At 50.8% G+C, this 13,527-nt stretch carries 17 protein-coding genes; 9 read left to right on the forward strand and 8 right to left on the reverse strand.

Annotated elements, in window-relative coordinates; all coding sequences use genetic code 11:
- The 9 genes from WC592_08615 to WC592_08655 form a co-directional block, all read left to right on the forward strand.
- On the forward strand, nt 1-243 hold a 243-nt coding region (locus WC592_08615), incomplete at its 5' end, for a hypothetical protein (protein MFA4982510.1).
- Between the two features lie 66 nt (nt 244-309).
- The gene (locus WC592_08620) at nt 310-1,011 is read left to right on the forward strand and encodes a glycosyltransferase family 2 protein (GenBank protein MFA4982511.1); all 702 of its coding nucleotides are present in this window, start codon (nt 310-312) and stop codon (nt 1,009-1,011) included.
- Nucleotides 1,008-1,289, forward strand: coding sequence for a lipid-A-disaccharide synthase N-terminal domain-containing protein (locus WC592_08625; GenBank protein ID MFA4982512.1), 282 nt, complete (start codon nt 1,008-1,010; stop codon nt 1,287-1,289). The genes WC592_08620 and WC592_08625 overlap by 4 nt, the downstream gene beginning before the upstream one ends.
- A complete protein-coding gene (locus WC592_08630; GenBank protein ID MFA4982513.1) occupies nt 1,273-2,685 on the forward strand; it encodes a glycosyltransferase family 39 protein in 1,413 nt (470 codons plus the stop codon). The genes WC592_08625 and WC592_08630 overlap by 17 nt, the downstream gene beginning before the upstream one ends.
- A complete protein-coding gene (locus WC592_08635; GenBank protein ID MFA4982514.1) occupies nt 2,686-4,860 on the forward strand; it encodes a glycoside hydrolase family 57 protein in 2,175 nt (724 codons plus the stop codon).
- 46 nt (nt 4,861-4,906) lie between these two features.
- Nucleotides 4,907-5,401: a PilZ domain-containing protein gene (locus WC592_08640; GenBank protein ID MFA4982515.1), complete on the forward strand. Its 495-nt coding sequence runs from the start codon at nt 4,907-4,909 to the stop codon at nt 5,399-5,401.
- Nucleotides 5,401-5,697 carry a hypothetical protein gene (locus WC592_08645; GenBank protein MFA4982516.1) on the forward strand — a complete coding sequence of 99 codons (297 nt, stop codon included), beginning with the start codon at nt 5,401-5,403 and terminating at the stop codon, nt 5,695-5,697. Before WC592_08640 ends, WC592_08645 begins: the two co-directional genes overlap by 1 nt.
- Before the next feature lie 82 nt (nt 5,698-5,779).
- On the forward strand, nt 5,780-6,127 hold the full coding sequence (locus WC592_08650; GenBank protein MFA4982517.1) for an STAS domain-containing protein: 348 nt from the start codon (nt 5,780-5,782) through the stop codon (nt 6,125-6,127).
- On the forward strand, nt 6,120-6,902 hold the full coding sequence (locus WC592_08655; GenBank protein MFA4982518.1) for an inositol monophosphatase family protein: 783 nt from the start codon (nt 6,120-6,122) through the stop codon (nt 6,900-6,902). Before WC592_08650 ends, WC592_08655 begins: the two co-directional genes overlap by 8 nt.
- 236 nt (nt 6,903-7,138) lie before the next feature.
- On the opposite strand, the gene WC592_08660 is transcribed toward WC592_08655, so the two are convergent.
- The 8 genes from WC592_08660 to glpK all read right to left on the reverse strand — a co-directional run bounded on the left by WC592_08660 (nt 7,139) and on the right by glpK (nt 13,321).
- On the reverse strand, nt 7,139-7,447 hold the full coding sequence (locus tag WC592_08660) for a DUF1330 domain-containing protein (protein MFA4982519.1): 309 nt from the start codon (nt 7,445-7,447) through the stop codon (nt 7,139-7,141).
- A 26-nt stretch (nt 7,448-7,473) separates the two neighbouring features.
- A complete protein-coding gene (locus WC592_08665; protein MFA4982520.1) occupies nt 7,474-7,656 on the reverse strand; it encodes a DUF6485 family protein in 183 nt (60 codons plus the stop codon).
- A 54-nt stretch (nt 7,657-7,710) separates the two neighbouring features.
- Nucleotides 7,711-8,241 (reverse strand): PEP-CTERM sorting domain-containing protein, encoded by a 531-nt coding sequence (locus WC592_08670; protein ID MFA4982521.1) that lies wholly within the window; start codon nt 8,239-8,241, stop codon nt 7,711-7,713.
- 116 nt (nt 8,242-8,357) lie between these two features.
- A complete protein-coding gene (locus WC592_08675; protein ID MFA4982522.1) occupies nt 8,358-8,519 on the reverse strand; it encodes a hypothetical protein in 162 nt (53 codons plus the stop codon).
- Nucleotides 8,520-8,530: 11 nt separating this feature from the next.
- Nucleotides 8,531-9,313: a hypothetical protein gene (locus WC592_08680; GenBank protein MFA4982523.1), complete on the reverse strand. Its 783-nt coding sequence runs from the start codon at nt 9,311-9,313 to the stop codon at nt 8,531-8,533.
- Nucleotides 9,310-10,392: a choloylglycine hydrolase family protein gene (locus WC592_08685; protein MFA4982524.1), complete on the reverse strand. Its 1,083-nt coding sequence runs from the start codon at nt 10,390-10,392 to the stop codon at nt 9,310-9,312. The genes WC592_08680 and WC592_08685 overlap by 4 nt, the downstream gene beginning before the upstream one ends.
- Nucleotides 10,380-11,834, reverse strand: coding sequence for a glycerol-3-phosphate dehydrogenase/oxidase (locus tag WC592_08690; GenBank protein ID MFA4982525.1), 1,455 nt, complete (start codon nt 11,832-11,834; stop codon nt 10,380-10,382). The genes WC592_08685 and WC592_08690 overlap by 13 nt, the downstream gene beginning before the upstream one ends.
- Nucleotides 11,831-13,321: a glycerol kinase GlpK gene (gene glpK, locus WC592_08695; protein MFA4982526.1), complete on the reverse strand. Its 1,491-nt coding sequence runs from the start codon at nt 13,319-13,321 to the stop codon at nt 11,831-11,833. Before glpK ends, WC592_08690 begins: the two co-directional genes overlap by 4 nt.
- Nucleotides 13,322-13,527: the final 206 nt, after the last annotated feature.

Raw genomic sequence — 13,527 nt, forward strand, 5'->3', positions numbered from 1 at the left:
GATCTCTCCCTCAAGGCGAGATACCTCCACTTCTGGGTTGCCGAGAAGGTTGAAGGCAGGAGCAGGAGCCTTGGTAATGAAGTCGATGCTTCTTTGGTATACGATTATACCGAAGATGTCCAGTTTGATTTGACCGGTGGCATATTCATGCCGGGCAATTTCTACAAGGACAACACCGACTCGTACACCAAGAGCACCGACAACGCCGTTATAGTAACGACCGGCGTAAAGGTTGCCTTCTAACTTAGGTTAGATGAAAACCCCCGGGGCAAAACCCCGGGGGTTTTTTTTAAATCAAGACAGGTTCATATGATCTCCATAATTATCCCTGTATATAATGAGCAAGATAACCTTGCGCTGCTTTTGAAAAAAATATCCGCCGTCCTGCCGAAACTCAGGGATAGCGCAGAGATCTTATTTGTCAATGACGGCTCAACGGACGACAGCCTTCCTGTAATGAAAAAACTCAGGGAAAATAATCCGGCTGTGCGCATAATCAATTTAGACAGGAACTGCGGCCAGAGCGCGGCATTCGATCTCGGATTCAGGTCCGCAAAGGGGGACATTATAGTGACCCTTGACGCCGACCTGCAGAACGACCCGGAGGATATCCCTAAACTGATAGATAAACTGAAGTCCTGCGATATGGCATACGGCTGGCGAAGGGACAGGAAAGACCCTCTGCTTAAGCTGGCTTCATCGCGCATAGCGAATTTTATAAGGAATAAGGTCTCCGGGGAGGATGTCAAGGACACCGGCTGCTCACTAAAGGCCTACAGGAAACACTGCCTTAAAGACATAAAACTGTATGACGGAATGCACCGCTTCCTGCCTACGCTGGTCAGGATGGAGGGTTTCAAGGCAGAAGAGGTGGAAGTATCCCACAATCCCAGGAAATATGGAAGATCAAAATATAACCTCAGGAAGAGGCTGGTCAGGCCGTTGTTCGACCTGCTTGCGGTCGCCTGGATGAAGAAAAGGCATTTTCATTATAAGTGGGAGGAGTTATGAACCCCGGCGTGTTAAGCTTTTGGGTCGCCTTCGGATTGATTGGACAATTGTGTTTCTCGGTGCGCTTCGTCCTTCAATGGATTGCGTCCGAGAGGAAGGGGGAGAGCGTGATACCAAATGCTTTCTGGTATTTCAGCATACTCGGAAGCCTTATACTGCTCTCTTACGCAATATATAGGAAGGACCCCGTATTCATCCTGGGCCAGTCGTTCGGTTCGGTCGTATACCTTCGCAACATAATGTTGATACGCAAGAATAAATATGACTCTGCCAAATAAGGCCGTTCTGCATATAGTTATACTTGTCATCGTGTGCCTTGCGCTCTTCCTGCCGGGATCACTGCTGAGGGGGCTCTGGACGCCGGACGAGACGCGATATGCCGCCATATCCAAAGGCATGGTCGACAGCGGCGACTGGCTGACGCTTAGGATAAACGGCCAGATATACACACAAAAACCGCCCGTCTTCTTCTGGGCCATCTCCTTTTTCGGCCTCCTGTCCGGGGGCGTCAACGACCTTGCTGCAAGGCTCGTATCGATCCTCTCCGGCACTGGTACTGTTGTCGCGACATACCTGTTCGCAAAAAAGCTGTTCAACGGGAATGCCGCCCTTATATCCGGACTCGTGCTGAGCACTGCTATCGCCTTCTTCGCGGCTTCCCAAATGGTAATGCTTGACGCCTTGTTCACGTTCCTTGCGGTGTCCGCCCTGTATCTATTATATACGGGCATCTCAAAAGCGGGGCGCATCAGGGGAATATGCTATTTTGCGGCTTTCATTCTGATGGCCCTGGCGACACTGACCAAAGGGCCGGTAGGGGTCATCCTGCCGGTACTGGCGATCTCGGCCTATGCGTTGTTCACAAAGCAGATGAGATCATTGTTGTCATGGGGAACCGCCCTTGGCTTCCTTGCCTTCCTGGCTATAATCGCGTCATGGCTGGTGCCTGCATGCGTAAGGGGAGGGGAGGAGTACACGAGGGAGCTTCTGGGCAAACAGATATTCGGAAGGTATTTCGAGGCATTCGACCACAAAGAGCCCTTGCTTTATTACCTTTACGCGTTCCCGGCGGGCTTCCTGCCCTGGGCCGTTTTCCTTCCGGCGGCTATATCGCTGCTCGCGAAGGACAGGAAAGACAACCGCATAAAGTTACTTGCGGCCTGGCCTTTATCCATATTGTTGTTCTTTACTCTATCCAGTTCTAAGAATATACTATATACATTACCGGTATACCCCGCGGCCGCCATGGCAATCGGATACTATTGGGACAAAAAGCGAAGGCCGTTAAGGCAAGTATTCGTCCTGATCGCGGCAATATTCGCGCTCAGTGTATCGATCTCGCTCTTCGTCATACCGCACATAGACAGGCTCAAGTCCCCGAAATATTTCGGATCGCGGATAGCGAAACATATAGGCCCGGACAGCAAACTGTCTGCATACCTGATAAAACCGGTATACTGGGTATATTACAGCGGACGCAACCAAATGGACGAATTCCATGATTACGATAAGCTCGATAAATACCTCAGTTCTCCGGAGAGGGTCTTCTGCATAATAGAGCTTAACATATACAGGGAATACATATCCGCCAACAAGAACCACGGCTACCTGATTGATTACGAGGCCTATCGCAGCAAAAACGCCCTCGGGCTGATCTCGAACAGGATAAGATAAATGGCTGACGAACCGCTTTACATATCTTTCGTATGGCACATGCACCAACCTTACTATAAGAACACGCTCACGGGTGAGACGAGTATGCCGTGGGTAAGGCTCCACGCCGTAAAAGACTACCTTGATATGGCGCTGATGCTGCGGGACTATCCGGGCGTCCACCAGACCTTCAACATGGTCCCGTCGCTTATGGAACAGATCGAAGACCTTTCGAGCCCGGGCTCCCGGAAGGACATGGCTTTCCAGATGTCGATAAAGCCCGCTAAAGAACTTACGGAAGACGACAAACAGTTCATTCTCCGCAATTTTTTCATGGCGAACTGGGACATGATGATTAAACCTTTTCCGCGCTATTATGACCTCCTTATGAAGAGAGGAAGGCATTTCTCGCAGGAAGAGGCCGTTGCGGCGGCAAAACGCTTTACGATCCAGGATTTTACCGACCTGCAGGTCCTTTTCAACCTGTGCTGGATAGACCCGATGTTCCGGGAGAAGGATGCGGAACTTGCGGCATTATCCAAAAAAGGGAAATATTTTAATGAGGATGAAAAGGCCCTCGTCCTGAACAAGCAGCTTGATATAATGAGGGAGATAATCCCCGCCTATAAAAAACTGCAGGAGGAGGGAATTATAGAGGTCTCTGTATCTCCATATTTCCATCCGATACTGCCGCTCTTATGTGATACCGATATCGCGAAAATATCCTACCCCGAGATCAAGCTGCCGAAATCGACGTTCCGCCATCCTGAGGACGCCAAGAAGCAGGTCGAATCCGCCGTAAAATACTACGAGGAGAAATTCGGAAGGCCGCCGCGGGGCATGTGGCCCTCGGAAGGGTCCGTAAGCGACCAGGCCGTCGGCATCATCAGGGAAGCGGGTATCAAATGGGCCGCGACCGATGAGGAGGTGCTCTTCCGGTCGCTGCAAAGGCAGAAGAACCTCGAATCGCTATACAGGCCTTATAACGTTGAAACACAGAACGGGCCATTGTCGCTCATATTCAGGGACAGGACGTTATCCGACGCCATAGGGTTTGTATATCAAAGCTGGCCTGCGGAGAACGCCGCCGCCGATTTCATCGGCAGGCTCCATTCCATAAAAGATAAGCTGCCGAAACCTTCCGGAACGCCGTATCTCATCCCGGTAATACTTGACGGCGAAAATGCATGGGAATTCTACCATAATGACGGGCGGGATTTCCTCAAATGCCTCTATAAAGGCATCCAGAACGACCCGAAACTCAGGATAGTCACCGTCTCCGAGTACCTCGACCAGTTCCCGGCGCAAACCAGACTGGATAGAGTACATCCGGGCTCATGGATAAACGGCAATTTCTGCATATGGATAGGGCATGACGAAAAGAACAAAGCATGGGAATACCTTTCCGAGACCAGGGACATGCTCAAGGATTTCGAGAGGTCCCATCCCGATCCTGCGGCATTAAAAGACGCCTGGAAGGAGGTGTTCATAGCCGAAGGCAGCGACTGGAACTGGTGGTACGGCGAAGATAACTCGTCCGCAAACGATGACGAGTTCGACCGCCTTTTCAGGATGCATCTTTCCAACGTATATACGCTTACCGGCAAGACGCCTCCCGGGTACCTGTCCATACCCATACGCGCAAAGAAAGCAAGGATAGCGAGAGAGCCGGCCGGCTTCATGAACCCTGTCCTGGACGGAAGAGACACGAATTACTTCGAATGGGTGAATTCCGGGCTTATAGACGTAAGCAAGCGCGGCGGTACTATGTACCAGTCCGAGACAATATTGAAGCAGCTGTATTTCGGCTTCAACAAAGACACGCTCTTCTTCAGGTTCGACCTGTTGCATAATAACGGCGATGATAATCTCGGGCTCAGTATACTTCTTATTGATAAGGGCTTAAAGGTCTCGATACCGTCCTTGTCGGGCAAAAAGCCGCTCGAATATACGATATACCGGCTCTCCGGGGATGAGTCCTGGGCTGCCGTAAAGAATTGCGGTACGGCAGCATTCGACAGGATACTCGAGATAGGCATCAAATTTTCGGATATCGGTGCGGCGGCGGGTGAGACGGTAAGGCTCCTGGCTGCCATAGAAAGCTCGGGAGCGATGATCGAGCGCTGCCCGGAATTCGGCTCCATACAGATAACGCTTCCTTCGGCCGATTATGAGTCGCAGCAGTGGAACGTTTGACCGTCCGTGTTGACATACCGGCAAATTATGTATATACTGCTATAAAATGACGATAATACTTGTATCCATACTTGCGGCAGGAGTTCTTTTCGTTATATATGTCCTTTCTTCAAAGGAAGACAGGGACATCAACGATAAATATGCCCTTCACGGCAAGGTCGAGGGCTATTATTCGGGCAGCCCGGAGAGGAGGAGGTCCGAGCGCGTAAACGCCGAATTGGACGTAAAATACAGCTTATTAAAGGCCTCGCCCCCGAAATTGACCGCGAACAGCAGGAATATAAGCCAATCCGGCGTTGCCGTGATCCTTTACGAGATACTCCCGAAAGATTCCATGATTGACATGGAAATATTCATCCCTGAAAGCAAGGAGAGCATAAAAACAAAGGGACGCGTTGTTTGGTGCGAAGACCTCAAAGGCCCCGAACGCCTCGATAAGGACGGCAGAAGGACCTTCGTGGCGGGCGTCGAATTCGCCGAAACCGACGGCAAGAACAAGGAACGCCTGATCTCTTACATAAAAAACAGGCTTGTGTCCTGATGGCCGGAAAAAATAACATTAAAAAGACCTTGCTTGGGCTTGGATTCGACTGTGATGACGGCCGCAAAAGGATAACCGTAGGCGATAATTTCAGGCTTTACGGCGGGTCGAAGATGACCCATGAAGTAATGAAGGAAAAAGCCGTCAAATTCAACGAACACCTGAAGAAACGCGGCAGGACCCTGGATAACGTATCGGTGGAAGAAGTGGTCGAGATCGCGGACAAGATAGGCCTTAGGCCTATAAACGAAAACAAGGAGGCGAACGATGGCGGTTCCAAAAGGATTAAGGAATAAGAGAAGGAAAAAACGCATGTCAGGCAAGGCCCACAGGGGTAAAAAATAATAACGGCCTGAGGACGGCCAAAAGAGGTTAACCATGGCGGATGTCTTTGCCGTGAGGAAAAGCGGCGAAATAGCGGTTGCCGAGATCATGAAGAGCGAAATAACCATGTATGAGATAGACATGGTAAAAAAGGATTTTGCCGGCATATTGGAGAAGGATTCCAAGGATGTCATCCTGAATTTCAAGAACCTTGACTTCATATCTTCGCTTGTGCTTGCCGCCATGGTCTACCTGTTGAAGCTCACGAAAGATAAAGGCGGAAAATTGAAGCTCTGTGAATTAAGGGATAAGGTCAAGGAGGTCTTCAAGGTGACCGACCTGGACAAGGTATTCGAGATATATCCTACCGAAAGCGAAGCCCTTAAATCCTTCAATGAATAGCAAACTCGGGAAAACAGCCTGCCGGATAGTCCTTAAGGCCGGAAAATACCTCAAGGACAACAGTAAAAAGATAAAGAAGATATCATATAAGGGCGACATTAACCTCGTGACTAACGTAGACCGCGAGGTGGAAGCGCTCCTGATAGGATCTCTTCGCAAGGAGTTCCCGGATATCGGCTTCCTTGCGGAAGAATCCGGCAAGACCGGCTGCGGGAACGGTCTTAAATGGGTCATAGACCCTATTGACGGCACTACGAATTTTGCCCACGGATTCCCGTTTTATGCGATATCCGTAGGCCTTGAAAAAGCCGGAAAACCCATTCTCGGTATAGTGTATAACCCCGAACATAACGAGTTTTTTTATGCCGAAAAAGGCAAGGGCTCCTTTCTTAACGGAAAACGCATAAAAGTTAGCACTGTTAAAGATCTCAAAAAAAGCCTTCTAATGACCGGGTTTTCCTATAAATTAGGCAAGAGCATGGAGGAGAACCTGGTCCATTTCAGGAATTTTCTTGTCACTTCACAGGCCGTACGCAGGGCCGGAAGCGCAAGCCTTGACCTTTGCTATGTTGCCTGTGGAAGGCTCGAGGCCTTCTGGGAATTGGACCTTTTCCCGTGGGATACAGCGGCGGGATGGCTCATAGTCAAGGAAGCCGGGGGAGAGGTGACTGATTTTACGGGCAAACAATTTAGCAATAACTCCAGGCAGATCCTCGCATCTAACGGAAAGATCCACAAGCAAATGCTGAAGATACTTTCCGGAAGACAGAACTAACCAAAATTACATCCAAAAAGACAAATCGATAGGCGCCAGAATAGGCAAATTCCCTTGAGTTTCCTCCTGCAGGCAACGTCCTATAATATATCTTATGTAAAGTACAGGAGCACACGGAACATTCTGTGGATAAGTATTTCCCCTCACCGGATGTTTGGCTGTATCGGATGGTTTTTATGGCGGTTTCTGGTTGGTTTATGGCATGAAAAATGCCCGGAATTTGCGCCTGGTTGGCCCTATTTTAGACGTTCTTGGAGAGAATTAGCTCTTTTGCAGCCATCAACCATGATTGCTTTGGTAATCGTAGATTGCTCCCTTAGGCCTGCGATTTTCTTATATTCCGGCGAATTAAGCCACCTTCCTACATACTCCGCAGAAGGAAATTCAATAAGGATAATTCTTTCGGGATCCCAGTTACCAAATATTGGGGTTACCTTTCCGCCTCTTGATAAATACCGCCCCTTATATTTTTCTACTATGAAACGGACCTTCTTAATGTACTTTTCATAGGTGTCTTTACTCCTGTTCTTGGTCTTGATTTCCACAATAAAATATACCGACAAACCCCCTCCTATCTCTTCCTGTTACGCAGGAAATTATCGATCGATCTGTCGTATGTCTTCTCAGTGCGGGCATCAAAATAGCAGGCCGGCAATTCGCCCTGTTCGCGGTGGTATTTTAGACACTCCCGGCAATTACCGTGCCGGCTGCAACCGGAATATGAGCATGGGCATATAAAATCGGATTTTGGCATAGGGACATGATACACCTGCAGCAAGTATCGGTCAATTTGAAATTAAGCGGAAATTTAGGGCTTTTTCTTGAAGCCCAAGCCAAGCAATCCTGTCAGGCCGGATAACAAAAGAAGGATTGAGCTTGGTTCGGGGATCGCTTCCAGGTTTACGTCATCGAAATCAATATAGCTGCCGGCCGTGGTAACGGAGCACTGGACCTTGGCGTAGGCGGCATAACTTGGCGCCGTCAGCCAGTCCGTCTCTATCTTCTCGTATTGAGCGCTGCCAGGATACCGTTCCCAGGAGCGTTCCTGCTGGAATGAAGATGTGCCTGAGGCATTGAAAAAGGTTAACGAGATCGACGCGTAACCGCCGCTTGTCGGTATATTCATGAACGAGGAGAGTTTGTAGACGGTGTCCGGCGTCACGGTGACATTCTGGCTGAAGTTCCCGTACTGGTATATCCTCGCCTCGTACTGGCCCGAATGAGGATTCGAGTCCGATACGGTCTGGAGGCCGACGATGCTGGGAGTCCATCCGCTGAAATTACCCGTCTCAAAGCCAGGATTGACAAGCAGGTTGGCGCTTGCCGCTGCGGGACTCATCAGTAAAACAGCGATTATTAATAGAGTGGTTTTCTTCATTATATTATGTCATCACGTTTCGAGTTAATATAGGATACCATCTTTCAAAATATTATCAAGGGGAAATATTTGCTATTTTAGGGGTGCTTCTTCTTGCCTATAAGCTCTTCGTATGCCTTGCAGCAAGGACAGGCCTTCTCCGCTTCCTTCATCTTCACGGCAAATCCGGAGTTCGGAAAGCGGCGAGAAAAAATACAGAATGGGCAAATTTGGCATATAAATGCGAGAAATCTTTTCATTTTTATCCCCCCTACTTCTCGAGCCACATAAAAGCAGTCTTTATACTGTCCCAATCAGGGTGACCGTCCTTAAACGGATATCCGTGAGGGCCCTGGAACAGATCAAGCTCGGTAACTGCACCATTCTTCTTGAGCTGAAAAGCCGCTTTCTTTGCCATCCAAAAAGGACATACCCTGTCTTCCTGACTATGTTGTATGTAATACTTTTTCCCTTTGGCAAGCGAAAGCGAAGGCAACTGGTCAATTTTAAATACAGAAGAAAGCACGTAATAACCTTTAAAACAGGCTGGATGAGAAAGCGAAATCGCATAAACCGCAGGTCCACCGGATGAAACTCCATGCAACCAAACATTGTTGACGTTAATCTTGTTCTCTTTTACAACCTCATTGACCAACCCGAATACGAATTCCTCGGTTGTAAACTGCATACCCTTAACAATATCTTTATGTTTATCCGTGGGCCAGGTTATTTCCTGATCTTTATCCCATTTATGGGCAACCGGCAAAACCACCATATATCTATCTTCTAACGATCTCCTAATGACATTTTCCCAAAATGGCACACTCTTGCCCCCATCTCCATCACCACCTGCAAGCACAACCACGAGGCCATAACCTTCTTTTGGAATATTCTTGGGGGCTAAGATCCAATATTTCATATTGCTATGCAGTTCTCGCTGGACAGACTTTATCCCTTCGATCTCAGCTCCAATATTAAAAATTGGAGCCATGAATAGCAGGATTATAAATATAAGTTTCAAAGGGTTGTTACGCTTCACTCCCTCTTCTTTCATTTTAACTCGCCGCTTACATCAACAGCACCCTGGGGTTTTTCGTCAATGGCGATGGCCTTCTGCGGCGCGCCGGCGTTGAGGTCGAATTTCTTCATATCCACTTTCTTCCAGGAGGTGTTGTCGTAGGTCTTGTAATACAGGACGAGGTTCGTCAGGTCCTTGATGACCACCCACTGGGCGAAACCCTCCATCTTTACGAACGGGGCCGGATGTTCCTTTATGACTCCCTTGGGTATATCTACCGAATTCAGCAGGTGTTCGGCCTGGTTTACGGCCTCGGCGGAATCCTTTGCAGGTTGGGCCGCGTCAACGCAGTAAGATATCTTCACGAACCGCGAAGGCGGCGTCCAGTCACCGGGCAGGCCGAGCATGCCGCTGCCTACGCCGGTCGGCGCGATCTTGGCGCCGTTTATGGTCCTGTCCTTCCTGTCGTTCGCATCGAGGTTGATATAGTTGCGAAGGTTGTTCATCTGCCAGGGAAAGTCCGGACGGTTGGTCATTACCCCAAGCGGATTATCATAGACGTTTACTTTCCCGCCTATGAATTCGACTACCAGGTTCTTGCCGGAGGCGTCGTGCAGGGCTATATGAAGGTCCAATTGGCCGTGCATCTCTTTTAGGGTTATGCCCGCGACGTTTATCGACGGTAAAGCCGCCTTCGCCTCGTCCACTGTCGCGAAATTACCCATTATCCAGGAGCATAGGTCGATGATAGTGACGAACTTCCCTGGCAGCGTCGGCTGGTATTCCGCTCCGGTAAACATAAGGGCGTCGTAAGCCAGGCCCTTTTCGTTTATGCCTTCGACGTAGCCGTCTTTTATGTTTAGCGCCTCGACCCCTAAAAACCCGTACTTATTCGTCCAGGTCAGGCCCTTCACGCCCTTGTCTCCGATACTGGTAAATTGACGGCCGCGGGGGACCGCTACGATCCTTGAATGCAGCTCCGTGGGGAATTCCATCGAACGGCCTATGACGACACTTCCGTCCTTTGCCCTGACCTGGAAATCGGTGCAGGCAAAAGATACGGCGGTCGTACAAAGCGCCGTCACAAAAACGCAAAGGTACTTTAAGTAAGACATTCTGTGTTCCTCCTTATTTCGTATTTGTACGACTGGATCTCGTACTCCACCCGCGAATCGGACCAACCCAACAGCTCACCCATTATCCGGCCGGTTTCTTCATAGACATCAAGGCCGCGCAAAGGCGTCATAGAAAGCTGCAGGCGGCGCGCAAGGAGATCGGTCAGGCTGACGGCCATTTCATGGTTAACAGCATACTCTATCCGCGCTCGAAGGTCCCCCTTCCCTGCCGCTTTTGCCGGGGAAGGCCCCTCTTCGGCAGTTGCGCACGCCTTAAATGTCCTGCCCTCGAACCTGCGGACCACCAGGTCGACCAATTGCTGGGCAAGGCGCCTGTAGGTCGTATATTTGCCCCCGACCACCGAAATAAGCCCGGAGCCGGATTCTTTAATGTAATGTTCGCGCGAGACCTTCCACGGGGCAATGCCCTGCGTGTTCATTAACGGGCGCAGGCCTGCGTATGTGGTCACTACCCCTTCCCTGCCTATCTTTTCATCGGGGAATACCCTGCTGATCTCGTTGAGCAGGTAATCGACATCCGCCGATGTCGCGTAGACCTCATCAGGCGAGCCGTCAAAATCGGTATCGGTCGTGCCTATAAGTGTGTAATCACGCCATGGGATGGCGAAGAATATCCTCTTGTCTTTGCGTGCGGAAAAGAGCATCGCGCGCGTGATCGGCAGTTTCTTATATATCAGGTGGATGCCTTTTGTCGGCCGGGTTATTGCGGGAGCGTGCGGCTCATCGGCCCATACGAGCCGGTTCGACCATGCGCCCGTGGCGTTGACTACATACTGCGCGTTGATGTCAAACTTATTACCGGTCAGCGCATCCTTCGCCTCGACTCCCGCCACCCTGCCTCGCTCCTTGATAAATCCTTCCGCCTCCACCTTGTTTGCCACGCAACAGCCCGCCTGAAAAGCGGAGATCGCATTATCGAGGCACAGCCGTATATCATCCATCTGCGCGTCGCAATACATGACGCCACCCCTTAAGCCCTTCGGGGTGATGCTCGGTTCGAATAACGTCAGCTCGCTCTTACTCAGCGGCCGGTGGCAATGGATATTCGCCCTTCCTGCGAGCATGTCATAGATAAATACGCCCGTCCGCATCATAATTAGCGGCCGCGGGTCGCCCTTATATACCGGGATGATGAACTCAAGCGGCCATACGTACTGTGATGCCGTCCTTAAAAGCGTGCCGCGCTCATGCAGGGCTTCGTAGATAAGGTTTAAGTTGAATTGCTCGAGGTACCGGATGCCGCCGTGGATGATCTTCGTGGATTTGCCGCTTGCGCCGCAGGCGAAATCGTCTTTTTCTATGAGGGCGGTCTTCATACCGCGCAATGAGGCATCGCGCGCGATCGCGCAGCCGTTGATCCCGCCGCCTATTACCAGGAGATCGAACTGTTCGGACTTAAGCTTTGCTATGTCGCGCTTCATACGGTTCTCGCCTTACGGACCGCGGCAAGCCAGCCGGAATAGAGCGCGTCCCGGGCCGGTTTGCTCATGCGGGGTGAAAATACCTTATCTGCGGCAAGCGTCGTCCTGAATTCGGTTGAGCTCTTCCAGAACCCTACCGCCAGGCCCGCGAGCATCGCCGCGCCTTTCGCGGTCGTTTCCGTTATCTTCGGTCGGACTATTTTTACACCCAACACATCGGCCTGGAACTGCATCAGTGAGTTGTTGCGGCATGCGCCGCCGTCCACACGCAGCGACTTCAGGCGGTTGCCGGTCTCTTTCTCCATAATGTCTACGATATCTCTTACCTGGTAAGCTATCGCCTCGAGAGTCGCGCGGACGATGTGCGACCTGTTCGTGCCGCGGGTTATGCCTGTCAGCGTGCCGCGGGCCTGCGAGTCCCAGTATGGAGCTCCGAGGCCTACAAATGCCGGAACAAAATATACCCCGCCGGTATCCTTTACTTTCTTCGCCAATTTTTCGGTCTCGGCGGCTGTCGTTACGATCTTTAACCCGTCCCTGAGCCATTGAACCGCCGCGCCCGCGATGAATACCGCCCCTTCCTGCGCGTAGCACGGGGCGCCGTGCGCGTCGCATGCAAGCGTCGTCAGCAGGCCGTTATTTGATAGCAGGAATCTCCTGCCGGTATTCAGAAGAAGGAAACACCCGGTCCCGTAGGTATTCTTCATCTCCCCTGCAGAGAAACAACCCTGTCCGAAGAGAGCCGCCTGCTGGTCCCCTGCCACTCCGGCTATCGGGATGCCAGCGGGAAGGCCGCATACGCCCTTGCTGGTAGCGCCGAATATCGAGCTCGAGGGCCTGACTTCGGGCAATATTGCCTTCGGGATCTTTAATATCCTAAGCAGCTGCGCGTCCCACTTCTTTTCTTTAATGTTGAATATCAGCGTCCGGGAGGCATTGGTATAATCAGTGGCATGTGCCTTTCCGCCTGTCAGCTTCCAGATCAGCCAGGTATCGACGGTGCCGAAGCATAGGGACGTGCCGCTTGGGGACGTGTCATTTAGGGACAGGTTACTTAAAAGCCACTTTATTTTCGTACCGGAAAAATACGGGTCTATGACAAGCCCGGTCTTGCGGCGGAAGAGCTCCGAGTGGCCGTCTTTCTTGAGTTTGTCGCAAATAGCGGAGGTGCGACGGCACTGCCATACGATGGCGTTGTATATCGGTTTCCCGGTCTTTCGGTCCCAGAGTATCGTGGTCTCCCTCTGGTTTGTGATGCCTATTGCGGCGATATCGGTTGGCTTGATCTTCTTAAGAGAGAGCGCCTGTTTGACGACATATTCCACGGAACGCCATATTTCTTCAGGATCGTGCTCGACCCATCCGGCACGCGGGTATATCTGCCTGAACTCCCTATATGCGCTGGAAACGATGCGTCCCGCCTTATCAAAGATAAAAACCCGGCTGCCCGTTGTCCCTTGGTCTATTGAAAGGATATATTTTTTAATTTAGCAACCCGTCCCTTTTTTGCGTGTTCCTTAAAATTTATACTTTATATCCGCCCAACCCGTATGGGCGGTGAAGTCCTCCTTGTATTCGAAGTCGTAGTTTGTCTCAAGGCTCCAGTTGTTGTGAGAGGCAAGGGTAAGCTTCGCGCCGACGTTCATGGAGTTCTGGGCGGGATCGAAACCGTTGGTGGCGAAAGAGCCGCCTC

It is taken from the genome of Candidatus Omnitrophota bacterium (genome assembly GCA_041648975.1).
Classification (GTDB): domain Bacteria; phylum Omnitrophota; class Gorgyraeia; order 2-01-FULL-45-10; family 2-01-FULL-45-10; genus JAQUSE01.